Origin of the sequence: Pseudomonas sp. B21_DOA (assembly GCA_030544685.1) — a bacterium.
Taxonomy (GTDB): Bacteria; Pseudomonadota; Gammaproteobacteria; order Pseudomonadales; family Pseudomonadaceae; genus Aquipseudomonas; species Aquipseudomonas fluorescens_AO.
In genome coordinates, this window is sequence record CP086683.1 from 4,966,930 (window position 1) to 4,991,056 (window position 24,127).

The 24,127-nt window shown below is 57.1% G+C and carries 10 protein-coding genes, 2 tRNA genes, 3 rRNA genes and 5 pseudogenes; 8 read left to right on the plus strand and 12 right to left on the minus strand.

Annotation, left to right across the window (positions count from 1 at the left end):
* The first annotated feature begins 210 nt into the window (after nucleotides 1-210).
* Nucleotides 211-2,138, plus strand: a pseudogene (locus LJU32_22940) (transglycosylase SLT domain-containing protein).
* A gap of 91 nt (nucleotides 2,139-2,229) precedes the next feature.
* On the opposite strand, the gene LJU32_22945 reads toward LJU32_22940, so the two are convergent.
* Nucleotides 2,230-4,002: an ATP-binding cassette domain-containing protein gene (locus LJU32_22945; protein WKV88299.1), complete on the minus strand. Its 1,773-nt coding sequence runs from the start codon at nucleotides 4,000-4,002 to the stop codon at nucleotides 2,230-2,232.
* Nucleotides 4,003-4,261: 259 nt separating this feature from the next.
* Here LJU32_22945 and LJU32_22950 point away from each other — a divergent pair, with 259 nt between their 5' ends.
* Nucleotides 4,262-4,441: a hypothetical protein gene (locus tag LJU32_22950; GenBank protein ID WKV88300.1), complete on the plus strand. Its 180-nt coding sequence runs from the start codon at nucleotides 4,262-4,264 to the stop codon at nucleotides 4,439-4,441.
* A gap of 153 nt (nucleotides 4,442-4,594) precedes the next feature.
* Here the strand turns inward: LJU32_22950 and pdxB are convergent.
* Nucleotides 4,595-5,738: pseudogene (pdxB, locus tag LJU32_22955) on the minus strand (4-phosphoerythronate dehydrogenase PdxB).
* 118 nt (nucleotides 5,739-5,856) lie between these two features.
* Here pdxB and LJU32_22960 point away from each other — a divergent pair.
* Nucleotides 5,857-7,308 (plus strand): MATE family efflux transporter, encoded by a 1,452-nt coding sequence (locus LJU32_22960; protein ID WKV88301.1) that lies wholly within the window; start codon nucleotides 5,857-5,859, stop codon nucleotides 7,306-7,308.
* Nucleotides 7,309-7,353: 45 nt separating this feature from the next.
* On the opposite strand, the gene tusA is transcribed toward LJU32_22960, so the two are convergent.
* Together tusA and rlmM are read right to left on the minus strand one after the other, a co-directional pair.
* The gene (gene tusA / locus LJU32_22965) at nucleotides 7,354-7,602 is read right to left on the minus strand and encodes a sulfurtransferase TusA (protein ID WKV88302.1); all 249 of its coding nucleotides are present in this window, start codon (nucleotides 7,600-7,602) and stop codon (nucleotides 7,354-7,356) included.
* 164 nt (nucleotides 7,603-7,766) lie between these two features.
* Nucleotides 7,767-8,838, minus strand: a pseudogene (gene rlmM / locus LJU32_22970) (23S rRNA (cytidine(2498)-2'-O)-methyltransferase RlmM).
* Nucleotides 8,839-9,060: 222 nt separating this feature from the next.
* Between rlmM and acnA the strand changes: the two are divergent.
* Entirely contained in the window at nucleotides 9,061-11,802 is a 2,742-nt protein-coding gene (gene acnA / locus LJU32_22975) for an aconitate hydratase AcnA (GenBank protein ID WKV88303.1), read from the plus strand.
* A 315-nt stretch (nucleotides 11,803-12,117) separates the two neighbouring features.
* Here the strand turns inward: acnA and LJU32_22980 are convergent, their stop codons facing one another.
* A complete protein-coding gene (locus tag LJU32_22980; GenBank protein WKV88304.1) occupies nucleotides 12,118-12,606 on the minus strand; it encodes an SRPBCC family protein in 489 nt (162 codons plus the stop codon).
* Nucleotides 12,607-12,782: 176 nt separating this feature from the next.
* Between LJU32_22980 and LJU32_22985 the strand changes: the two genes are divergently transcribed.
* Together LJU32_22985 and LJU32_22990 are read left to right on the plus strand one after the other, a co-directional pair.
* Nucleotides 12,783-13,697, plus strand: a complete 915-nt coding sequence (locus LJU32_22985) for an ADP-ribosylglycohydrolase family protein (protein ID WKV88305.1) — start codon at nucleotides 12,783-12,785, stop codon at nucleotides 13,695-13,697.
* A gap of 48 nt (nucleotides 13,698-13,745) precedes the next feature.
* Nucleotides 13,746-14,150, plus strand: a complete 405-nt coding sequence (locus LJU32_22990) for a lysozyme inhibitor LprI family protein (protein ID WKV88306.1) — start codon at nucleotides 13,746-13,748, stop codon at nucleotides 14,148-14,150.
* A 46-nt stretch (nucleotides 14,151-14,196) separates the two neighbouring features.
* On the opposite strand, the pseudogene mrdA reads toward LJU32_22990, so the two are convergent.
* From mrdA to LJU32_23020, 6 genes and pseudogenes are all read right to left on the minus strand, one after another.
* Nucleotides 14,197-16,088: pseudogene (gene mrdA / locus LJU32_22995) on the minus strand (penicillin-binding protein 2).
* A gap of 193 nt (nucleotides 16,089-16,281) precedes the next feature.
* A 5S ribosomal RNA gene (gene rrf / locus LJU32_23000) occupies nucleotides 16,282-16,397 on the minus strand.
* Between the two features lie 153 nt (nucleotides 16,398-16,550).
* Nucleotides 16,551-19,443, minus strand: a 23S ribosomal RNA gene (locus tag LJU32_23005).
* A 247-nt stretch (nucleotides 19,444-19,690) separates the two neighbouring features.
* Nucleotides 19,691-19,766: transfer RNA gene (locus LJU32_23010), tRNA-Ala, on the minus strand.
* Between the two features lie 30 nt (nucleotides 19,767-19,796).
* A tRNA-Ile gene (locus tag LJU32_23015) sits at nucleotides 19,797-19,873 on the minus strand.
* A gap of 81 nt (nucleotides 19,874-19,954) precedes the next feature.
* Nucleotides 19,955-21,491, minus strand: a 16S ribosomal RNA gene (locus LJU32_23020).
* The 16S, 23S and 5S rRNA genes sit together here with 2 tRNA genes alongside, the layout of an rRNA operon.
* Before the next feature lie 665 nt (nucleotides 21,492-22,156).
* Here LJU32_23020 and rhtA point away from each other — a divergent pair.
* Both rhtA and LJU32_23030 read left to right on the plus strand, forming a co-directional pair.
* Nucleotides 22,157-23,044 (plus strand): threonine/homoserine exporter RhtA, encoded by an 888-nt coding sequence (gene rhtA, locus LJU32_23025; GenBank protein WKV88307.1) that lies wholly within the window; start codon nucleotides 22,157-22,159, stop codon nucleotides 23,042-23,044.
* 167 nt (nucleotides 23,045-23,211) lie between these two features.
* Nucleotides 23,212-23,492: pseudogene (locus LJU32_23030) on the plus strand (hypothetical protein).
* Here the strand turns inward: LJU32_23030 and LJU32_23035 are convergent.
* Entirely contained in the window at nucleotides 23,493-24,062 is a 570-nt protein-coding gene (locus LJU32_23035) for a TetR/AcrR family transcriptional regulator (GenBank protein ID WKV88308.1), read from the minus strand.
* Nucleotides 24,063-24,127 lie beyond the last annotated feature (65 nt).

Here is a 24,127-nt window from a genome sequence, read left to right on the forward strand (position 1 = left end):
TTCTCCAAAAACCGGGCGCGCATTCTACCTGACTTGAGGCTTCAGCAGGCCGGCAATTTGTCTGTCGAAGCACTCTGCACAACATTTGTTGCGAACTTGTGCAGCGAGGCGCGCAAAGCTTTCGCCGCTTGCTGGCAAAAGGCTAAGCTACAGGCAATTCAGTGCGGATCCCGATCGGCACTTGTCATGATTTCTCTGCCCGGATGTCTCATGCGCAGTCGCCTTTTCAGTGTTTTGTCCTGCTTGTTTCTTACCGCCACTGCCGCTCAATCCGTCCAGGCGGTGGACCTTTCCACCCAACGCCAGTATTACGATGAAGCCAAGCGCGCCTTGGCCAAAGGTGATACCGGCCCATATTTGCGCTACAGCCAGGCGCTCGCCGATTACCCGCTCGAACCTTACCTGGCCTACGACGAACTGACCGCGCGCCTGAAGACCGCGAGCAACGCGGAAATCGAGAAATTCCTCGCCGAACACGGTGACCTGCCGCAAGCCAACTGGATGAAACTGCGCTGGTTACGCTGGCTCGCCGACCGTGGCGACTGGGCGACCTTCGTCAAGTATTACGACCCGAAACTGAATTTCACTGAGCTCGATTGCCTCAACGCGCAGTATCAGATCAGCCACGACAAGAAGGCTGAAGGCTATGCCAGTGCGGAAAAACTCTGGCTGACCGGCAAATCGCAACCGGCTGCGTGTGACGCCCTGTTCGGCATCTGGGCTGCCGACGGCCAACTGACCGAGCAGAAACGCTGGGAGCGCACCAAACTTGCCGCGCAGGCACGCAACTATCCGCTGGCCAACAGCCTGATCAACGGCCTGACCACCCTGGCCCCGCGCGGTCGCTTGCTGGTCGACGTGGCGCAGAAACCCGAACTGCTCAACCAGCCGTCGCGCTTCACCCCGGCCGACGAGCCGATGTCCGACGTGGTCAGCCTCGGCCTGCGCCGCCTCGCTCGGCAGGACCCGGACAAGGCCATGGCCCTGCTCGACGGTTACGCCAGCAGCATGCATTTCTCTCGCGATGAAAAAGTCGCGATCGCCCGCGAGATCGGCTTGACCCTCGCCCGGCGTTTCGACAGCCGCGCGCTCGACGTAATGACCAAATACGATCCGGAACTGCGCGACAACACCGTCTCGGAATGGCGCCTGCGCCTGCTGCTGCGTCTGGCACGCTGGAATGATGCCTACGAGCTGACCAAACGCCTGCCGCAAGACCTCGCCACCACCAACCGTTGGCGCTACTGGCAGGCGCGCAGCCTGGAACTGGCCCAGCCACAAAACCCGCAAGCGCTGACCCTGTACAAGAATCTGGCGCGGGAACGAGACTTCTACGGCTTCCTCGCCGCAGACCGTTCACAATCGCCTTACTCGCTGAACAACAAGCCGCTGGTGCTCAGCCAGGCGCTGATCAACAAGGTCCGTAACACCCCGGCGTGCGCCGCGCGCTGGAGTTTCATGCACGCGGGCAGATCGTCGACGGGCGTCGCGAGTGGTATCACGTCAGCCGTCATTTCAACCGCGATGAAATGGTCGCCCAGGCCAAACTGGCCTACGACCTGAAATGGTACTTCCCGGCGATCCGCACCATCAGTCAGGCGCAATACTGGGACGACCTGGATATCCGCTTCCCGATGGCGCACCGCGATACCCTCGTGCGTGAAGCCAAGGTCCGCGGCCTGCATTCGAGCTGGGTGTTCGCCATCACTCGGCAGGAAAGTGCCTTCATGGACGACGCGCGCTCCGGCGTCGGCGCCAGCGGTCTGATGCAGTTGATGCCCGGCACCGCCAAGGAAACCGCGCGCAAGTTCAGCATTCCACTGGCCTCACCCCAGCAAGTGCTCGATCCGGACAAGAACATCCAGCTCGGCGCCGCTTATCTCAGCCAGGTGCACAGCCAGTTCAACGGTAACCGCGTGCTCGCCTCCGCCGCCTACAACGCCGGCCCCGGCCGCGTGCGTCAGTGGCTGCGCGGTGCCGATCACCTCAGTTTCGACGTCTGGGTGGAAAGCATCCCGTTCGACGAAACCCGCCAGTATGTGCAGAACGTGTTGTCGTACTCGGTGATCTACGGCCAGAAGCTCAACTCGCCGCAACCGCTGGTGGATTGGCATGAGCGATATTTTGATGATCAATGAGCAGGCAGTGACCGCATGAGAATGAAAAATGCCCGCATCGTGAGATACGGGCATTTTTTTATGGATCATTACCAGTCGGTTACTGGATCGGTTAATCAGGCTGACCATCATTGAACTGCAACGCCGCCAGCCGCGCGTACAGCGGATTGCTGGCGATCAATTGCTGATGTGTCCCCACCGCTACCAGCTTGCCTTGATCCATCACCGCAATTCGATCAGCGTTCTTGACCGTGGCCAGCCTGTGGGCAATCACCAGTGTCGTGCGGTTTTCCATCAGCGTTGGCAGGGCCTGCTGGATCAGATGCTCGCTCTGGGCGTCGAGGGCACTGGTGGCTTCGTCCAGCAGCAGGATCGGCGCGTCCACCAGCAAGGCGCGGGCGATGGCCAGACGCTGGCGCTGACCGCCGGACAATCCGAGGCCGCCGTCGCCGAGGTGAGTCTGATAGCCGTCCGGCATTTGTTCGATGAAGTCATGGGCGTGGGCAATTCGCGCAGCTTCCTTGACCTGCGCGAGCGTGGCCGTCGGGCAGCCGTAGCGAATGTTCTCTTCCACACTGCCGAAAAACAATGCAGGAGTTTGCGAGACCAGCGCGAAACAGCGGCGCAGGTCCAGCGGGTCAAGACTGGTCAGTGGCACGCCATCGAGGAGAATCTGCCCCTCGCGCGGATCGTAGAAGCGCAGCAACAGGTCGTAGACCGTAGATTTGCCCGCGCCTGACGGCCCCACCAACGCCAGGGTTTCGCCTGCTCTCACCGCCAGATTCAAGCCATCGACTGCGTAGCTTTCCGGACGCGAGGGGTAGGAAAAGCGCACGTCGCGCAGTTCAAGCTCACCTTTGACCCGCACCGGCAACGTCACCACCCCGGTCGCCGGGGGCTGGATGATGCTTTCCGAGCGCAGCAATTCTGCGATGCGTTCAGCGGCACCCGCAGCGCGTTGCAGTTCGCCGATCACTTCGCTCAGCGTGCCGAACGCGCTGCCGACAATCAGGCTGTAGAAAACGAATGCCGCCAGCTCGCCGGCCGAAATACGTCCGGCCATCACATCCATGCCGCCGACCCACAACATCACCGCCACCGCGCCAAGCACCAGCACGATCACCAAAGTGATCAACCACGCTCGCTGGAAGATCCGTTTGCGCGCGGTTTCGAACGCCTGCTCGACGGTCGAGGCGAAACGCTGCTCGTCCTGCACCTGGTGGTTGTAGGCTTGCACGGTTTTGATCTGGCCGAGGGTTTCCGACACATAGCTGCCAATGTCGGCGATACGGTCCTGGCTCTGGCGCGACAGATTGCGCACACGGCGGCCGAAAATCAGGATTGGCGCGATCACCAGTGGCAGGGCGATCACGACAATGCTGGTCAGTTTGGGATTGGTGATGAACAGCAACACCACACCGCCGATCACCATCAGTAGATTGCGCAGAAACAGCGAGAGCGAGGAACCGATCACCGACTGCAGCAGTGTGGTGTCGGCGGTCAGGCGCGACTGGATTTCCGAGCTGCGGTTGTCCTCATAAAAGCCCGGATGCAGATACACCAAGTGATTGAACACTTGCCGGCGAATGTCGGCGACCACGCGCTCGCCAATCCATGAAACAAGATAGAACCGTGCAAAAGTGCCCAGCGCCAACCCGAGCACCAGCAGCATGAAAATACCGATGGACTGATTGAGCAGATGTGGCGAGCGGGTCATGAAACCCTGATCGACCAGCAACTTGATGCCCTGCCCCATCGACAACGTAATGCCCGCTGTGACGATCAACGCGAGCAGCGCGCCGAAAGCATGCCAGCGGTACGGCAGGAGAAAATGACTGGTCAGGCGCAGGGCGCGCCGGTGTCGGGAAGAAAGCATGGAGATCATGGAATTCACGTCTGCGCAGATGAATCGGGCCAGCCTACAGACCCAGATGGGGTGGAACTCTGTAAATCACAATGAGTCAGGTTAAATATGCCCGGGATGTCCGGATGCTAGAAACGATTGGTCTAAGGTTGCGGTTGAGACGAATCGTCATTTCTGTTTGAGTAGAGATGCCGCCCCGCCGACAGACCGCAGGGAGTTGTCACAGCCTGGTCACGTGGCGGTTTTACCTTAGGCACACAACCTGATGAGGAGACAGGCCATGTCCTTGCAACACAGCAGCGAAGACAAGATTGAAGTGATCCGCACCCAACCCGACCAGTCTCTGGGTTGCTCGATTATCGATGAGCAGGGCCGCGAGGTACCGATCACTGAAGACATGATCCAGAACGCCTGCCGCGAACTGGAAAAGCGATTGGTCAAGCCTGCCGAACAAGAGTGATATAGCCACCGTCTTCCTGACCCGGTCCTGAGTGGCCGGGTTTTTTGTATCTGTAATTTAGCTGTGTATCGTGTCGGAGCTGCCGAAGGCTGCGATCTTTTGATCTTCAAAAGCAAGATCAAGAGATCGCAGCCTCGTTTCACTCGACAGCTCCTACAGGACACGGGTTGCCCCCAGCGCCTCAACCATCTGCCGCAACACCAGCGCATCACCTTCAATCCGCACCTTCAGGCCTTCGATCTCGCGTCGCACCGGGTACTGCTTGCGCAGCACGTCAAACGCCGCACGCTGTTCAGCGACATTTCCCACCAGGCTGCGGCGAAAATCCGCATCATCGCGGCGCGGGTCGTACACGCCCCGGCACAACATCGCCAGCGCCCACGCAGGATCGCTGTCACCGTGCAAGGAAACTTCCGACAACCAGGTTGCTGGCAGCAGATCGCTGAGCTGAATCGCCGCAGGTTGACCGCTGAAAGCGCAGTAGGCCTGATAGATTTGCGCGGTGCCGCGTTGCTTGCCATCGAGGCTGTAACCGGCGATGTGTGGCGTGGCCAATACGCAGAGCTCCGCCAGCGCAGGGTCAACTTCCGGCTCTTTTTCCCAGACGTCGAGCACCGCTTGCAGGTCCTCGCGCTCCAGCAGCACCTCACGCAGCGCAGCGTTATCCACCACAGGGCCGCGCGCCGCATTGATCAGCCATGCACCCTGCTTGAGTTGCTGCAGACGCTGTTGATCGAACAGGTGCCAGGTTGCAGAGTCGCCGCTGCGGGTCAATGGCGTATGCAGACTGATCACGTCGCACTGCTCGATGATCTGTTCAAGGCTGACATAATCGCCGCCCTCGGCGGCCTGACGCGGCGGATCGCAAACCTTGACGTTCCAGCCCAAGCCCTTGAGGACCTTGATCAAGCGCCCTCCCACTTCACCGGCGCCGACGACGCCGTAAGTGCGCTGACTCAGATCAACCCCTTCGATTTCTGCCAGTGTCATCAGACTGCCCAGTACGTAATCGACCACGCCCCGGGCATTGCACCCCGGCGCGCTCGACCAGCAGATCCCGGCCTCGTTGAAGTAATCCAGATCCAGATGATCGGTGCCAATGGTGCAGGTGCCGACAAAGCGCACCTTGCTGCCCTCGAGCAGCGCACGATTGACGTTGGTCACCGAGCGCACCAGCAACACATCGGCCTGCTCGACCGTCGTGCGGTCGATGGAGCGACCCGGACTCGGCGGATGTCGCCGAAACCGGCAAAAAAGCATCGAGCAGCGGGATATTTTCGTCGGCAACAATCAGCATGGCGGGCTCCTTGGGCGGATCGGCAGTTTAGGTGCAGACGCGTCGATCGGCCAGCAGGGTTTGCGCTTACAAATACGCAACAGAGGATTTTTCCTGACCGAGGCGTCAGCGGCGTAGAATGCGTCGCCTTGCGTATCAACACTATCCGGACGCTTTGCCTGTGAACCCTGTAACTGACCAACCTGTCGCCGTCTCCCTGACTCGCCCAGCGCGGATTCGTCTGGAGCTGAAAAATCTGCTCGCCCTGGCGTTGCCGATCATCATCGCGCAACTGGCGACCACCGCCATGGGCTTCGTCGATGCGGTGATGGCCGGGCGCGTCGGGCCCAAGGATCTGGCGGCAGTGGCACTGGGCAACTCGATCTGGGTCCCGGTGTTTCTATTGATGACCGGCACACTATTGGCCACCACGCCAAAAGTCGCTCAACGTTTCGGCGCTGGCAAGCACAGCGAAATCGGCCCGATCGTGCGGCAGGCGCTGTGGCTGGCATTGGTCGTCGGCTTGATCGCTACCTCGATGCTGGTCGCCGCCGAGCCGGTGCTGCACCTGATGAAGGTCGATCCCGAATTGATCGGCCCGTGCATGCAATACCTGCACGGCATCGCCAGCGGCTTGCCGGCGGTGGCCTTTTATCACGTGCTGCGCTGCACCAGCGACGGCATCGGCCGCACCCGCCCGGCCATGGTGCTGGGCCTGTGCGGTCTGGCGCTGAACATTCCCCTGAACTACATCTTCATCTATGGCCACTTCGGCGTGCCCGCCATGGGCGGCGTCGGCTGCGGCTGGGCCACGGCGATCGTGATGTGGGTGATGGCGCTGGGCCTGGCCGGTTACGAACGCTGGGCGCCAGCCTATCGCTCAAGCGAACTGTTCAGCCGCTTCGACTGGCCGCAGTGGGCGGTGATCAAGCGTCTGCTGTCGATTGGTTTACCGATCGGCATCGCGGTGTTTGCCGAGTCGAGCATTTTCGCCGTGATTGCACTGCTGATCGGCAGCCTCGGGGCGACGGTGGTGGCCGGGCATCAGATCGCGCTGAACGTCAGCTCGCTGGTGTTCATGATTCCCTATTCGCTGGGCATGGCGGTCACCGTGCGCGTCGGCCAGGCGCTGGGCCGCGAGGAACCCCGTGAGGCGCGTTTCGCTGCAGGTGTCGGCATGGGCACCGCACTGGCCTACGCCTGCCTGTCGGCGAGCCTGATGCTGGCTCTGCGCGAGCCGATTGCGGCGATCTATACCGCTGATCCGACGGTGATTCACATTGCGGCCATGCTGATCGTCTATTCGGCGCTGTTCCAGTTTTCCGATGCGATCCAAGTGACAGCAGCCGGCGCGCTGCGTGGTTATCAGGACACGCGGGTGACGATGATCCTGACTCTGTTCGCCTACTGGGGCATTGGTTTGCCGGTCGGTTACGCGCTGGGCCTGACCGATTGGCTCGGCGAGCCACGGGGCCCGAGCGGGTTGTGGCAGGGTCTGATTGTCGGTTTGAGCTGCGCGGCGCTGATGCTGTCAATCCGGCTGACACGCAGTGCGCGCAAGCGAATCCGGATCAGTCGTTCGGCGGGTTGATCACCCATAAAAAAGACCTGCATTTGCAGATCTTTTTGCCCAGATTCAGGACTTCTTGCGAATCCAGTAAAGATAGGTACCGGCCTCTTCATGCTGGCTGACCAGTTCATGGTCAAGAAACACGCAGAACTTGGGGATATCGCGCTTGGTCGAGGGATCGGTAGCGATCACCTTGAGCAGGCCGCCGGGCACCAGATCGCGGATGTGCTGGTGCAACATCATCACCGGCTCCGGGCAATTGAGGCCGGTGGCGTCGAGGGTGCCGTCGACCGGGGTATCGATCATTTCACTCATGGTTCACTCCAGAAACTGGCCGGCATTGTCGCGCATTGCTTGGGATATCGTCCAACCCATGTGGCAGCGAGCCTGCTCGCGAATGCGGTGCTTCATCCAACATTGATGTCGGCTGACAAGACGCTTTCGCGAGCAGGCTCGCTCCCACAAGAGTTCGCTCTGCTTCAGCGGGACTTGGGCTTTTTGCTGTCGTGCCGGCGCAGATGGCAAGTCACCTCCTCACGATCGTGATACAGCTGCTTGCAGCCGATATCAACCTTGATCCCCGTGCCTTGAATCCATCGGCAATGCGCTCGAGCAGCCGCTTCACTTCGGCATAACGCTGCTTCATCGGCAACTTCAGGTTGACCACCGCCTCGCGGCAATGTCCCTCGCCAATCCACTCTTCCAGCATCGCGGCGTTGCGCGCCGGTTTCTCGACGATGTCGCAAACCATCCAGTCCACCGGCTGCTTGGGCTTGAAGGTAAATCCGTCCGCCATCAGATGCTGGACCAGCCCGGTTTCCATCAGGCTTTCAGCCATCGGGCCGTTGTCGATCGCCGTCACCAGCATGCCACGGTTGACCAGTTGCCAAGTCCAGCCCCCGGCGCGGCGCCGAGGTCGACACCGGTCATATCGCTGTGCAGGCGATCTTCCCACTGATCACGCGGGATGAAGTGGTGCCACGCCTCTTCCAGCTTCAGGGTCGAACGGCTTGGCGCTTCGCGGGGAAATTTCAGGCGTGGAATGCCCATCGGCCACATCGCCGAATTGCCGGCATCGGCCAGGCCGAGAAAAACTTCGCGGCCGCTTTTGAAAGTCAGCAACAAACGCGGCTTGCTGGCGTCCTCCACCAGTTTGCCAGCGGCGATCAGTGCCTTGCGCAGCGGGCCTTCGAACTTCTTGCAGAAGTTCGACAGCTCCTTGCCGTCATTGGTATCGACCACTTCCAGCCACAGACTGCCGCACACCGGGAAATCGGCCATGTGCGCGAGAATCACGCTGATCCGGTCGTTTTCCGGCAGATCGATGAAAAAGCCGCGCGCCCACTGCCGCGGGAAGATCAGTTCGGCGAAACGCTGCCCGCGCATCAGGCGTTCGGCACCGTCTGCTTCGGTGCAGACAAACTCGGCGCAGGCCGCAGCCGTTTTGGCTTTGGCGTAACCGGCGACATTGAGACGGGCGGCAAGGTCGGAAATCTCCGAACAGACTTCGCCTTCGAAGCCGGGCCGGCAATGCATGAATAGGGTGTTCATTCTTACTCCTGGGCAGCGGTCGATCATTCGACCGCTGCGCGATGCTCAAGCCTTGCGTTGCCGCAATGCCTGTCACGAAAACCGGCGCATGATAGCCGAAGTCGGAACCTTGGTTCCGTCCATAGAGTCCAGTTATTAGCCAGCTACTCAAAACAGGGCTAGGTTTAATGCTCTGCCCGTCCCCTCAGTCCGTAGCCGTGCGGACTCAAAGGAGTGATCGTAATGCCGTCCCTCGATAGTCTGAAATCACTGAAAACCCTACAAATCGACGCCACGACCTACCACTATTTCAGCCTGCCGGAAGCCGCCAAGAGCCTGGGCGACCTCGACAAGCTGCCGATGTCGTTGAAGGTGCTGTTGGAAAACCTGCTGCGCTGGGAAGACGAAAAAACCGTCACCGGCGCCGACCTCAAAGCCATCGCCGCCTGGCTCAAGGAGCGCCGCTCCGATCGAGAAATCCAGTACCGCCCTGCCCGTGTATTGATGCAGGATTTTACTGGCGTTCCCGCCGTGGTCGATCTCGCCGCCATGCGTGCGGCAATGGCCAAGGCCGGCGGCGATCCGCAGCGGATCAACCCGTTGTCGCCGGTGGATCTGGTGATCGACCACTCGGTAATGGTCGACAGGTTTGGCAGCGCCAGTGCGTTTGAACAGAACGTCGACATCGAAATGCAACGCAACGGCGAGCGCTATGCCTTCCTGCGCTGGGGCCAGAGTGCGTTCGATAACTTCAGCGTGGTACCGCCGGGCACCGGCATCTGCCACCAGGTCAACCTCGAATACCTCGGCCGCACCGTGTGGACCAAAGACGAGGATGGCCGCACCTACGCCTTCCCCGACACGCTGGTCGGCACCGACTCCCACACCACCATGATCAACGGTCTCGGCGTGCTCGGCTGGGGCGTTGGCGGGATCGAAGCGGAAGCGGCGATGCTCGGGCAACCGGTGTCGATGCTGATTCCCGAAGTGATCGGCTTCAAACTCACCGGCAAGCTCAAGGAAGGCATCACCGCTACCGATCTGGTGCTGACCGTGACGCAGATGCTGCGCAAGAAAGGCGTGGTCGGTAAATTCGTCGAATTCTATGGCGACGGTCTCGCCGATCTGCCACTGGCCGACCGTGCAACGATCGCCAACATGGCTCCAGAGTACGGAGCGACATGCGGTTTCTTCCCGGTCGATGATGTCACGCTGGAATACCTCCGCTTGTCTGGCCGGCCGCCGGAAGTAGTGAAATTGGTTGAGGCGTACACCAAGGCTCAAGGCCTGTGGCGTCTGCCGGGTCAGGAGCCAGTGTTCACCGACAGCCTGGCGCTGGACATGGGCAGCGTCGAAGCCAGTCTGGCCGGGCCGAAACGTCCGCAGGATCGCGTCTCGCTGCCGAACGTCGCGCAAGCCTTCAGTGATTTCATCGACCTGCAATTCAAACCCACCAGCAAGGAAGAAGGACGCCTGGAAAGCGAGGGCGGTGGTGGCGTCGCCGTGGGCAACGCCGATCTGGTCGGCGAAGCGGACTACGAATACGAGGGCAAGACCTATCGCCTGAAAAACGGTGCTGTGGTCATCGCCGCGATCACTTCCTGCACCAACACTTCCAACCCGAGCGTGATGATGGCGGCCGGGTTGCTGGCGAAGAAAGCCGTGGAGAAAGGGCTGACGCGCAAGCCTTGGGTGAAGAGTTCATTGGCGCCGGGTTCGAAAGTCGTCACCGACTACTACAAGGCTGCCGGACTGACGCAGTACCTCGATCAACTCGGTTTTTCGCTGGTCGGCTATGGCTGCACCACCTGCATCGGCAACTCCGGGCCACTGCCGGAGCCGATCGAGAAAGCCATTCAGAAAGCCGATCTGACCGTCGCATCGGTACTGTCCGGCAACCGCAACTTCGAAGGTCGCGTGCACCCGCTGGTGAAAACCAACTGGCTGGCCTCGCCACCGCTGGTTGTCGCCTACGCATTGGCCGGCAGTGTGCGTACCGATATCAGCAGCGAACCGCTGGGCGAGGATCAACAGGGCAATCCGGTGTATCTGCGCGATATCTGGCCGAGCAGCCGGGAAATCGCCGAGGCGGTTAATCAGGTCAACACTGCAATGTTCCACAAGGAATACGCCGAAGTGTTTGCCGGCGACGAGCAATGGCAAGCCATTGAGGTACCGCAAGCGGCGACTTACGTGTGGCAGGACGATTCGACCTACATCCAGCATCCACCTTTCTTCGACAATATTTCCGGTCCTCTGCCGGAGGTGAAAGATGTCAAAGGCGCGCGGGTATTGGCTTTGCTCGGTGATTCGGTAACCACAGACCACATCTCCCCCGCCGGCAATATCAAGGTCGACAGCCCCGCTGGGCGTTATCTGCAGGAGAAAGGTGTCGAGCCGCGCGACTTCAACTCCTACGGTTCACGTCGTGGCAACCATGAAGTGATGATGCGCGGAACGTTTGCCAACATCCGAATTCGCAATGAAATGCTCGGGGGCGAGGAAGGTGGCAACACAATTTACATCCCCACCGGGGAAAAAATGGCGATTTACGATGCAGCCATGAAATATCAAGCGTCGGGCACGCCTCTGGTGGTGATTGCCGGCCAGGAATATGGCACCGGATCAAGCCGTGACTGGGCGGCCAAGGGTACCAATCTGCTCGGCGTCAAAGCGGTGATCGCAGAAAGCTTCGAGCGTATTCACCGCTCCAATCTGGTCGGGATGGGCGTCCTGCCGTTGCAGTTCAAGCTTGATCAGAATCGCAAGAGTCTCAACCTGACCGGCAAAGAGACGTTCGAGATTTTGGGATTGACCGGCGTTGAACTGACGCCGCGAATGAACCTGCCGTTGGTGATTACTCACGAGGATGGGCGTCAGGAAAAGATCGAAGTTCTGTGCCGCATTGATACGCTGAATGAGGTCGAGTACTTCAAATCCGGCGGGATCCTGCATTATGTGTTGCGGCAGTTGATTGCTTCGTAACGGGGTGACATTCGCAGCAGGCTGCGATCTCTTTGACTTGGGTTTATAAGAGCAAGATCAAAAGATCGCAGCCTTCGACAACCCCTACGTACAGGCGAAAAAAACCCGCCGAAGCGGGTTTTTCCCAAGACCATTATCGACTCCCTGTCGGCAGCGATCCTTGCAATGGTCGATCGTCCATGATCCTGAAACACTCCCTGTGTCCCAGTTGATGTGTGTAGATTACCCAGTGGATCCAATCAGCAATAGTCGTAAAAGCTACTAACGCGTGTAAGACATTCGCCATACAAACACTTCCGAAAACCCTTAGGCCCGTCAGGCACCGCCGCTTTCGCGAGCCTTGGCGCTTTCGGCGAGAAACTGTTCAAGCCTGCTCAATTGCTCCTCCCAACCGCGACTGTCCATGTAATACGCCTCTTTCTGACGGATATCAGGGATGTGCGCGAAGCCGGATTCCGAGACCTTGAGTAGAGTGCCGTCTTCGAAGTCCTGCAATTCGAACTTGACCAGTGTGGTCGGCTCTTGTGAATAGTCGATCTTCGGGTTGACCGCATACGGGTGCCAGCGAAAAGAAAACAACTGCTGCGGCTCGACCCGCTCGATCAGCACATTCCACAATACGTGTTCATAACCGGGGTAAGTGACCTGGCCCTGCGTCCACTCGCCGGCAATGAAACGCCGGCCCTCGAGCGCCACGCCAAACCACTGGCCAAACGCCTCCGCATCGACCAATGCGCGCCAGACGTGGGAACGCGACGCCTTGAGCGTGATCTTGCGTTCGAAACTGTTAGGTACTGGTTTCATACGTCACCTCCTGTTCTGAACACTAGGCTTGTATGACCACATGTCCAATGCGAAGTTGTATCCAGGCGCTGCAGACATCGATTCGAGCGGACACATCCTGCGGCAGTTTGCACTCTGTGATCGGCGCCGCTTGACCTGTTATCTTTCCAGCGAATCCGCAGAAACAAGGACGAATCATGCAGCCCTCACTTGCCGATCGATACCGCGGCGCCCTCCTCGGCCTGGCTTGCGGCGATGCGGTCGGCACAACAGTTGAGTTCCAGCCGCGAGGATCATTCCAGCCGCTGAGCGACATGGTCGGCGGCGGCCCGTTCCAGCTCAAGCCAGGGCAGTGGACCGATGACACTTCAATGGCACTTTGTCTAGCCGAGAGCCTGCTGCGCAAAAACGGTTTTGACGCGGCCGATCAAATGGGCCGCTACCTCAATTGGTGGAAATGGGGATACCTGAGTTCCACCGGTGAATGTTTCGACATCGGCATGACGGTCAGCCAGGCGCTGGAACAGTATCAGCGAACCGGGGAGCCTTTCGCAGGCTCGACTGACCCGTTAACTGCCGGCAACGGATCGCTGATGCGATTGGCGCCCGTCGTGCTGTTCTATTTTCCTGATTTTCGACAGATCCAGACCTCCGCTGCCGATTGCTCGCGCACAACCCATGCCGCGCCGGAGGCAATTGAGTGCTGCCAATTGCTGGCTGATCTGATCACGAGAGCGCTTGAGGGTGCGGAGAAAACACAGCTTCGCCGGTCGCCATTGTTAGAGCTTTCCCAGCCCAAGGTGGTTGCTATCGCGCAGGGCGATTACCTCGATAAAACGGAAAACGAAATCAAAGGCAGCGGCTATAGCGTGCAATCGCTGGAAGCTGCCTTGTGGTGTTTCCATCGAACGCAGACCTACGCTGACGCGGTACTGAAAGCAGCCAATCTCGGAGATGATGCGGATACTACAGCGGCTATCGTGGGTCAGTTGGCCGGCGCTTACTATGGCGTTCGGGCGATCCCGGAACACTGGCTGGAGCAGCTGCATGAAGGCGAGGAAATCGCAGCCACGGCGGATCGCTTGCTGGAAGCTTCCAGGTCACGCACCTGACCATCGTTACACTGTTTTGCTCCTTCCACTTGATACAGCGAGAACCTCATGTCAAAGCATCTGCTTCTAGCCTTCGCGCCCTTTTTGTTTTTCCCTTTCGCCCATGCCGCCGATGATTGTGCCAACGCCAGCGATCAGGCGACGATGAATCAATGCGCGGGGCAAGCGTTCAAAGCGGCAGACAAGGAATTGAACGCGGTTTACCAGCAGATCACCGCACGCTTGAAAGACAATCCAGACGGCAAGAAGCTGTTGGTGGGCGCACAGCGGGCATGGATTGGATTTCGGGACTCGGAATGCAAATTTTCGGCATCAGGAGTGGCGGGCGGGAGTGTTTATCCATTGATTTACAGCGATTGCCTGACCAGCATGACCAAGACGCGTGTCGAGGCGCTCAAGCAATATTTGAAATGTGAGGAAGGTGACATGAGTTGCCCGGTTCCTGGGGCGTAAGCGCAGGCTCAGCTAGCGTGAGCCTGCGCTGCGGAGCCACCATGCGTCAGACGTGCGGATCACCCGGTGCTTTACTCGGCGCAGCATATTGGGGCTTCAGGTGGCCATCCTGATCGAGTAACCAGGCATCCATGATCTGCCGGACCACTGGCCCTGCCACTCGGCCTCCTGCCTCGCCATTCTCGATCATTACCGAGATGGCGATCTTTGGATGCTCTGCCGGTGCGAATCCAACAAACAAAGCGTTGTCACGGTGACGCTCGAGGGTTTTTTCGCGGTTGTAGCGTTCCCCCTGCTTGATCGCCACCACTTGCGCCGTACCACTCTTGCCGGCGATGCGGTATTGCGCCCCCGCAGCGGCCGCACGGGCAATGCCTCGAGCATCGTGCATGACCATCTGCATACCGTGGTTGACCTGCTCCCAATCGCGCGGGTCCTTGAGCAGGATGTTCGGCATCGGGTGCTCGTCGACCGGCGCTACGCCGTCGACCGATTTGGCCAGGTGCGGCCGATTCCATATTCCTTTGTTGGCAATCAGTGCAGTAGCTTGGGCCAATTGCAGCGGCGTGACCTGCATGTAGCCTTGGCCGATGCCAAGAATAACGGTTTCACCGGGATACCAGGCCTGTCGCCGCGTTGCGCGTTTCCAGGCTTGCGACGGCATCAGACCGGGAGACTCTTCAAACATGTCCAGCGAGACTTTTTCACCGAGGCCAAACATCGCCATGTAATCATGCAGACGATCGATGCCGAGCTTGTGCGCCAAGTCGTAGAAGTAAGTGTCGTTGGAGCGCATGATCGCCGCGTCCATGTCCACCCAGCCGTCACCGCTGTGGTTCCAGTTGCGGTACTTGTGGTCGAAGTCCGGCAGTTGGTAGTAGCCGGGATCGAAGACGCGGGTTTGTGGGGTCACGACGCCGGCGTCCAGGCCTGCGATAGCGACTTCTGGTTTGATCGTCGAGCCTGGGGCGTACAGGCCGCGCAATACTCGGTTGAACAGCGGCCGGTCAATGGAATCCCGCAGCGCCGAGTATTCCTTTGAGCTGATACCCGTGACGAACAGATTCGGATCGAAGCTGGGATTGCTGACCATGGCCAGCACTTCTCCGGTGGATGGATCAAGAGCAACCACGGATCCACGGCGATCACCCAACGCGGCTTCGGCGGCTTCCTGCAATTTCACGTCGAGGCTCAGAACGATGTTTTTGCCGGGCACCGGATCGGTGTGCTTGAGTACCCGCAGCACTCGGCCTTGAGCGTTGGTTTCGACTTCTTCGTAACCGACATGGCCATGCAGCTGCGTTTCATAAAAACGCTCGATACCAGTTTTACCGATGGACTGCGTACCACGGTATTCAACGGAGTCGAGAGTTTTGATTCTTTTTCATTGATCCGACCGACATAACCGATCGAATGGGCGAAATGCGCGCCGAGGGGATAGTGCCGGACAAACTGCGGTTCGACATCAAGTCCCGGTAAGCGAAACTCGTTAACCGCCAGGACGGCAATCTGCTCTTCCGTCAGCTCATAAAATAGGGTGACCGGTGTGAACGGATGCCGGGATTGCTTCATCGCCTTGTCGAATACCGTGCGGTCTTCGGCAGGCAGGTGCAGCAAGTTGATGACTTCGTCCAGCTCCTGATTGACGTCAGTTGCGCGCTCACGGGTGATGGTCAGGTTGTAGCTGGGGCGATTGTCGGCGAGCAACACACCGTTGCGGTCATAGATCAATCCGCGCGTTGGCGGGATCGGCAGGACATGGACACGGTTGTTTTCGGAGATGGTCGAATGGTAGTCGAACTCTACGACCTGAAGGATGTACAGGCGCACCACCAGAGCACAGCTGATGGCAAAGACGAACAGAGCACAGGCAATCAATCGTTTATTGACCAGCCGCGTTTCTTTTTCATGATCCTTGATCGGGATTGGTTCAGGCATTTCTACAGCAACTCTTTGACATAAATGAGTGCCGATCCGTGGTCAGGACATCAGTCCGTTAAAAAAACGAGCTGCACCATACCAAAACCGGCCGTCCACTTCAGGATGAATTTACCCGATTGCAGCCTGAAAAATTTTCTCGCAGGCAAAACAAAACCCCAACTGCTTTCGCAATTGGGGTTTCGGAATTTAATCTTGACGATGACCTACTCTCACATGGGGAAACCCCACACTACCATCGGCGATGCATCGTTTCACTGCTGAGTTCGGGATGGGATCAGGTGGTTCCAACGCTCTATGGTCGTCAAGAAATTCGGGTACTGACTCGTGACCAGATGGTCTCGCTTCAGCAAATTGGGTATGTGACAGCTGGTGTTTGTGCGTTTCGAACTTTCGGTTCGTTTCGTCTTCACACACCGCAATCTGGTGCCTTCTCAGGTCAGCAAATTGCTTGGGTGTTATATGGTCAAGCCTCACGGGCAATTAGTATTGGTTAGCTCAACGCCTCACAGCGCTTACACACCCAACCTATCAACGTCGTAGTCTTCGACGGCCCTTCAGGGAACTCAAGGTTCCAGTGAGATCTCATCTTGAGGCAAGTTTCCCGCTTAGATGCTTTCAGCGGTTATCTTTCCCGAACATAGCTACCCGGCAATGCCACTGGCGTGACAACCGGAACACCAGAGGTTCGTCCACTCCGGTCCTCTCGTACTAGGAGCAGCCCCTCTCAAATCTCAAACGTCCACGGCAGATAGGGACCGAACTGTCTCACGACGTTCTAAACCCAGCTCGCGTACCACTTTAAATGGCGAACAGCCATACCCTTGGGACCGGCTTCAGCCCCAGGATGTGATGAGCCGACATCGAGGTGCCAAACACCGCCGTCGATATGAACTCTTGGGCGGTATCAGCCTGTTATCCCCGGAGTACCTTTTATCCGTTGAGCGATGGCCCTTCCATACAGAACCACCGGATCACTAAGACCTACTTTCGTACCTGCTCGACGTGTCTGTCTCGCAGTCAAGCGCGCTTTTGCCTTTATACTCTACGACCGATTTCCGACCGGTCTGAGCGCACCTTCGTACTCCTCCGTTACTCTTTAGGAGGAGACCGCCCCAGTCAAACTACCCACCATACACTGTCCTCGATCCGGATAACGGACCTGAGTTAGAACCTCAAAGTTGCCAGGGTGGTATTTCAAGGATGGCTCCACGCGAACTGGCGTCCACGCTTCAAAGCCTCCCACCTATCCTACACAAGCAAATTCAAAGTCCAGTGCAAAGCTATAGTAAAGGTTCACGGGGTCTTTCCGTCTAGCCGCGGATACACTGCATCTTCACAGCGATTTCAATTTCACTGAGTCTCGGGTGGAGACAGCGCCGCCATCGTTACGCCATTCGTGCAGGTCGGAACTTACCCGACAAGGAATTTCGCTACCTTAGGACCGTTATAGTTACGGCCGCCGTTTACCGGGGCTTCGATCAAGAGCTTCGCGTTAGCTAACCCCATCAATTAACCTTCCGGCACCGGGCAGGCGTCACACCCTATACGTCCACTTTCGTGTTTGCAGAGTGCTGTGTTTTTAATAAACAGTCGCAGCGGCCTGGTATCTTCGACCGGCATGAGCTTACGGAGCAAGTCCTTCACCCTCACCGGCGCACCTTCTCCCGAAGTTACGGTGCCATTTTGCCTAGTTCCTTCACCCGAGTTCTCTCAAGCGCCTTGGTATTCTCTACCCAACCACCTGTGTCGGTTTGGGGTACGGTTCCTGGTTACCTGAAGCTTAGAAGCTTTTCTTGGAAGCATGGCATCAACCACTTCGTCACCCAAAGGGTAACTCGTCATCAGCTCTCGGCCTTAAGATCCCGGATTTACCTAAGATCTCAGCCTACCACCTTAAACTTGGACAACCAACGCCAAGCTGGCCTAGCCTTCTCCGTCCCTCCATCGCAATAACCAGAAGTACAGGAATATTAACCTGTTTTCCATCGACTACGCTTTTCAGCCTCGCCTTAGGGACCGACTAACCCTGCGTCGATTAACGTTGCGCAGGAAACCTTGGTCTTTCGGCGTGGGTGTTTTTCACACCCATTGTCGTTACTCATGTCAGCATTCGCACTTCTGATACCTCCAGCAAGCTTCTCAACTCACCTTCACAGGCTTACAGAACGCTCCTCTACCGCATCATCCGAAGATGATACCCGTAGCTTCGGTGTATGGTTTGAGCCCCGTTACATCTTCCGCGCAGGCCGACTCGACTAGTGAGCTATTACGCTTTCTTTAAAGGGTGGCTGCTTCTAAGCCAACCTCCTAGCTGTCTAAGCCTTCCCACATCGTTTCCCACTTAACCATAACTTTGGGACCTTAGCTGACGGTCTGGGTTGTTTCCCTTTTCACGACGGACGTTAGCACCCGCCGTGTGTCTCCCATGCTCGGCACTTGTAGGTATTCGGAGTTTGCATCGGTTTGGTAAGTCGGGATGACCCCTAGCCGAAACAGTGCTCTACCCCCTACAGTGATACATGAGGCGCTACCTAAATAGCTTTCGAGGAGAACCAGCTATCTCCGAGCTTGATTAGCCTTTCACTCCGATCCACAGGTCATCCGCTAACTTTTCAACGGTAGTCGGTTCGGTCCTCCAGTCAGTGTTACCTAACCTTCAACCTGCCCATGGATAGATCGCCCGGTTTCGGGTCTATTCCCAGCGACTAGACGCCCTATTAAGACTCGCTTTCGCTACGCCTCCCCTATTCGGTTAAGCTCGCCACTGAAAATAAGTCGCTGACCCATTATACAAAAGGTACGCAGTCACAGAACAAAGTCTGCTCCCACTGCTTGTACGCATACGGTTTCAGGATCTATTTCACTCCCCTCTCCGGGGTTCTTTTCGCCTTTCCCTCACGGTACTAGTTCACTATCGGTCAGTCAGTAGTATTTAGCCTTGGAGGATGGTCCCCCCATATTCAGACAAAGTTTCTCGTGCTCCGTCCTACTCGATTTCATGACTAAGAGATTTTCGCGTACAGGGCTATCACCCACTATGGCCGCACTTTCCAGAGCGTTCCGCTAATCTCAAAGCCACTTAAGGGCTAGTCCCCGTTCGCTCGCCACTACTAAGGGAATCTCGGTTGATTTCTTTTCCTCAGGGTACTTAGATGTTTCAGTTCCCCTGGTTCGCCTCTTGCACCTATGTATTCAGTACAAGATAACCATCTTATGATGGCTGGGTTCCCCCATTCAGACATCTCCGGATCAAAGTCTGTTTGCCGACTCCCCGAAGCTTTTCGCAGGCTACCACGTCTTTCATCGCCTCTGACTGCCAAGGCATCCACCGTATGCGCTTCTTCACTTGACCATATAACCCCAAGCAATCTGGTTATACTGTGAAGACGACATTCGCCGAAAATTCGAATTTCTCAACTAAGAGAACTCACAAATTTTACCTTAGCCTGATCCGTTACCAGTGAAAGTAACGTTCAGTCTATCTTTCTATCACATACCCAAATTTTTAAAGAACGATCTAGTCAAAGACTAGAAATCAACATTCATCACCGAACCGGTGGAATGCTCATTTCTAAGCTTTCAAACTTCAGAAGCAGTAGTGGTGGAGCCAAGCGGGATCGAACCGCTGACCTCCTGCGTGCAAGGCAGGCGCTCTCCCAGCTGAGCTATGGCCCCGTATTTCTACAGGCGTTTCCCACACAAAATTGGTGGGTCTGGGCAGATTCGAACTGCCGACCTCACCCTTATCAGGAGTGCGCTCTAACCAACTGAGCTACAGACCCAATTTCGGGCTGCTTCTATCGTCTTCTTCAATGAATCAAGCAATTCGTGTGGGAGCTCATGCAGCAGCTGATGTCGTCGATTAAGGAGGTGATCCAGCCGCAGGTTCCCCTACGGCTACCTTGTTACGACTTCACCCCAGTCATGAATCACACCGTGGTAACCGTCCTCCCGAAGGTTAGACTAGCTACTTCTGGTGCAACCCACTCCCATGGTGTGACGGGCGGTGTGTACAAGGCCCGGGAACGTATTCACCGCGACATTCTGATTCGCGATTACTAGCGATTCCGACTTCACGCAGTCGAGTTGCAGACTGCGATCCGGACTACGATCGGTTTTATGGGATTAGCTCCACCTCGCGGCTTGGCAACCCTTTGTACCGACCATTGTAGCACGTGTGTAGCCCAGGCCGTAAGGGCCATGATGACTTGACGTCATCCCCACCTTCCTCCGGTTTGTCACCGGCAGTCTCCTTAGAGTGCCCACCTTAACGTGCTGGTAACTAAGGACAAGGGTTGCGCTCGTTACGGGACTTAACCCAACATCTCACGACACGAGCTGACGACAGCCATGCAGCACCTGTCTCAATGTTCCCGAAGGCACCAATCCATCTCTGGAAAGTTCATTGGATGTCAAGGCCTGGTAAGGTTCTTCGCGTTGCTTCGAATTAAACCACATGCTCCACCGCTTGTGCGGGCCCCCGTCAATTCATTTGAGTTTTAACCTTGCGGCCGTACTCCCCAGGCGGTCAACTTAATGCGTTAGCTGCGCCACTAAGAGCTCAAGGCTCCCAACGGCTAGTTGACATCGTTTACGGCGTGGACTACCAGGGTATCTAATCCTGTTTGCTCCCCACGCTTTCGCACCTCAGTGTCAGTATCAGTCCAGGTGGTCGCCTTCGCCACTGGTGTTCCTTCCTATATCTACGCATTTCACCGCTACACAGGAAATTCCACCACCCTCTACCATACTCTAGCTTGCCAGTTTTGGATGCAGTTCCCAGGTTGAGCCCGGGGATTTCACATCCAACTTAACAAACCACCTACGCGCGCTTTACGCCCAGTAATTCCGATTAACGCTTGCACCCTCTGTATTACCGCGGCTGCTGGCACAGAGTTAGCCGGTGCTTATTCTGTCGGTAACGTCAAAATTGCAGAGTATTAATCTACAACCCTTCCTCCCAACTTAAAGTGCTTTACAATCCGAAGACCTTCTTCACACACGCGGCATGGCTGGATCAGGCTTTCGCCCATTGTCCAATATTCCCCACTGCTGCCTCCCGTAGGAGTCTGGACCGTGTCTCAGTTCCAGTGTGACTGATCATCCTCTCAGACCAGTTACGGATCGTCGCCTTGGTGAGCCATTACCTCACCAACTAGCTAATCCGACCTAGGCTCATCTGATAGCGCAAGGCCCGAAGGTCCCCTGCTTTCTCCCGTAGGACGTATGCGGTATTAGCGTTCCTTTCGAAACGTTGTCCCCCACTACCAGGCAGATTCCTAGGCATTACTCACCCGTCCGCCGCTGAATCCAGGAGCAAGCTCCTTTCATCCGCTCGACTTGCATGTGTTAGGCCTGCCGCCAGCGTTCAATCTGAGCCATGATCAAACTCTTCAGTTCAAACATCTTTGGGTTTTTAAGAAACCCTAAACTTGGCTCAGCAATCGTTGGTTACATCTTTGATTTCTCGCGGAGTAACTTGTGATGCTGATAATCTTGTTGACTATCAGTCTGACTGCACAAGCACCCACACGAATTGCTTGATTCAGTTGTTAAAGAGCGGTTGGTTAAGATCTTTCGTCTCAACCGAGGCGCGCATTCTACAGCAGCCTCATTTGCTGTCAAGTGATTATTTTCAGAAGTTTTCGAAGAATTCTTCAACAACTTCAAACACTTGCGCTTCCGATCTCTCGTTAGCGGGAGGCGAATTCTACAGCGTTAATCGCTGCTGTCAACACCTCTTTTTCTCCGCTTTCGACCGAGAAGATCGAACCGTTAAAAGAGCTACACATCAATGCTCTTTCAACTCCTTCCAGGCTTCGATGATCTGAAGCAAGCCGCTGTCGAAAACTGCGTAACTCTTTGAATCTCAAGGAGTTTTCCGTTTCGACTGCGCCGGAAGTGGGGCGAATTATAGACCTCTGGAATCTGCCGTCAACCGTTAATTTCGCTTTTCTTCCAAAAGAGTAAAAAGCGCCTCTATATATAGACGCAGCCCACTCCGATGCGCAGTATATTGCCCATCCCCACAACAATACTGTTTTTGCCTTGGATGCTGCCACGCAATGAATGACCAACCCCGCTCTCTCGCCTCGACATTGTTTCCGGTGGGCCTGCTCATGATCGCCATGGCATCCATCCAGTCAGGTGCTTCTCTGGCCAAAAGCATGTTCCCGATTATCGGCGCACAAGGAACCACCACGCTGCGCCTGATCTTCGCCAGCGTGATCATGCTGCTGATACTGCGCCCATGGCGTGCAAAGTTGACCTCCAAGTCCCTTCGTACCGTGATCGTCTACGGAATGGCACTGGGCGGAATGAACTTCCTCTTCTATATGTCCTTACGGACGGTTCCGCTGGGCATCGCCGTTGCGCTGGAATTCACCGGCCCGCTGGCTGTAGCTATATATGCCTCACGTCGCGCCATCGATTTTGTCTGGATCGCTCTCGCCGCAGCCGGCTTGCTTCTATTGATACCCACTGGAGCAACAACTGCTGGCATTGACTTGGTCGGTGCGGGCTATGCGTTGGGAGCCGGGGTCTGCTGGGCGCTGTACATTTTGTTCGGGCAGAAGGCTGGCGCCGACAATGGCGTAACGACGGCTGCGCTGGGCGTGATGATCGCCGCGCTGTTCGTGGCGCCGATCGGAATCGTTCATGCCGGCGCTGCGCTGCTTACACCATCACTGATTCCGATTGCTATCGGAGTCGCCATTCTATCCACCGCCCTGCCCTACACCCTGGAAATGGTCGCCCTCACTCGAATGCCAGCACGCACCTTCGGCACGCTCATGAGTATCGAACCGGCATTCGGCGCGCTGTCAGGCCTGCTCTTTCTCCAGGAATACCTTTCATTGTCACAATGGCTGGCCATCCTGTGCATTATCCTGGCTTCCGTGGGCGCAACGATGACCATGGGTAACGGAGCAAAGCCCGCGGTAGCGGCCGACTGAGGCGTAATCAAACTGACTCTGGTAATTGGCGCTCATTTAGGCCATGTTTAGCTTCGTAACCCATCGCCAGGCATGGATTTTTTCGCAAAGGACGGCACAACGCTGCAAACGCGAGCGAATACAGGCAGACCCGAGCACCAGACTCGTGGCCGCTATTAAGGATGGTAATGAAACGAATTTTGCTATTGATCGCCCTTCTGGCGATCGCGAGTTGCGCAGCGACCTCGGAAACCCAGGTCAAACGCGGCAAGAAGGGGCTGCATATCAACTGTTCCGGACTTTCATCCTCATGGGACAAGTGTTACACCAGCGCCGCCAACTCCTGCGCCCCAAGGGCTACAAGGTGATCGCCAAATCCGGGGATGCGGTAGAGGAACCTGGTGACTATCCGTTCGGCTTGAACCCCGCCGGTTATACCAGCCGCAGCATGATCGTCATCTGCAAATAACTACTCGGCTCGTGGCAAAGCGAGCTGACGTGTAATTTCCTCGTGACTCGAGCGCAACACCGTACGCTGCACGTCCGGTGTTGCCAGCATCCGCGCGACCACCAACGCACCCACGCATTGCGAAAGTACCGACCAGGCCAGACTTTCGCTTTCCAGTATCTGCGCCCAGCTTTGCTGAAGACGACAGATCCACTCTTCAGCCTGCTCACGCACCTGCACATCGGCACGGGCAATCTCCGCGCCCAAGGTCGGCAGCGCGCAACCGACCTCGGGTTGTTCGACGTGGGCCATGCTCAGGTAATGCTTCAGACAACGCTCCAGTCGCTGCCGATCCGCACCGCCCTGCCCGCCAAGACGCTCAAGACTCTCGCTCAACTCCCGCTCGACGATGGCTGCGAACAAGGCATCCTTGGATGAAAAGTGGCTGTAGAACGCCGCGCCACTCAAACCGATGGCTTTCATCAGGCCATCCACGCCCACTGTGGAAAACCCCGATTTTTTCGCCGACAGCGCGCTGCTTTGCAGCAACCGTTCGCGGGTTTCCGATTTGTGTCCGGCCGAATAACGCATGTCATCTCCTGAAATAGCTCGCCTTGACGCTGCCCGAATCCTAGCATAACGTTCGTTAACTAAAC

Bases quoted from the DNA above. Each gene is read 5' to 3' on its own strand.
- LJU32_22945 (WKV88299.1), bottom strand. From the start codon at position 4,002: ATGATCTCCATGCTTTCTTCCCGACACCGGCGCGCCCTGCGCCTGACC.
- LJU32_22950 (WKV88300.1), top strand. From the start codon at position 4,262: ATGTCCTTGCAACACAGCAGCGAAGACAAGATTGAAGTGATCCGCACC.
- LJU32_22960 (WKV88301.1), top strand. From the start codon at position 5,857: ATGCGTCGCCTTGCGTATCAACACTATCCGGACGCTTTGCCTGTGAAC.
- tusA (WKV88302.1), bottom strand. From the start codon at position 7,602: ATGAGTGAAATGATCGATACCCCGGTCGACGGCACCCTCGACGCCACC.
- acnA (WKV88303.1), top strand. From the start codon at position 9,061: ATGCCGTCCCTCGATAGTCTGAAATCACTGAAAACCCTACAAATCGAC.
- LJU32_22980 (WKV88304.1), bottom strand. From the start codon at position 12,606: ATGAAACCAGTACCTAACAGTTTCGAACGCAAGATCACGCTCAAGGCG.
- LJU32_22985 (WKV88305.1), top strand. From the start codon at position 12,783: ATGCAGCCCTCACTTGCCGATCGATACCGCGGCGCCCTCCTCGGCCTG.
- LJU32_22990 (WKV88306.1), top strand. From the start codon at position 13,746: ATGTCAAAGCATCTGCTTCTAGCCTTCGCGCCCTTTTTGTTTTTCCCT.
- rhtA (WKV88307.1), top strand. From the start codon at position 22,157: ATGAATGACCAACCCCGCTCTCTCGCCTCGACATTGTTTCCGGTGGGC.
- LJU32_23035 (WKV88308.1), bottom strand. From the start codon at position 24,062: ATGCGTTATTCGGCCGGACACAAATCGGAAACCCGCGAACGGTTGCTG.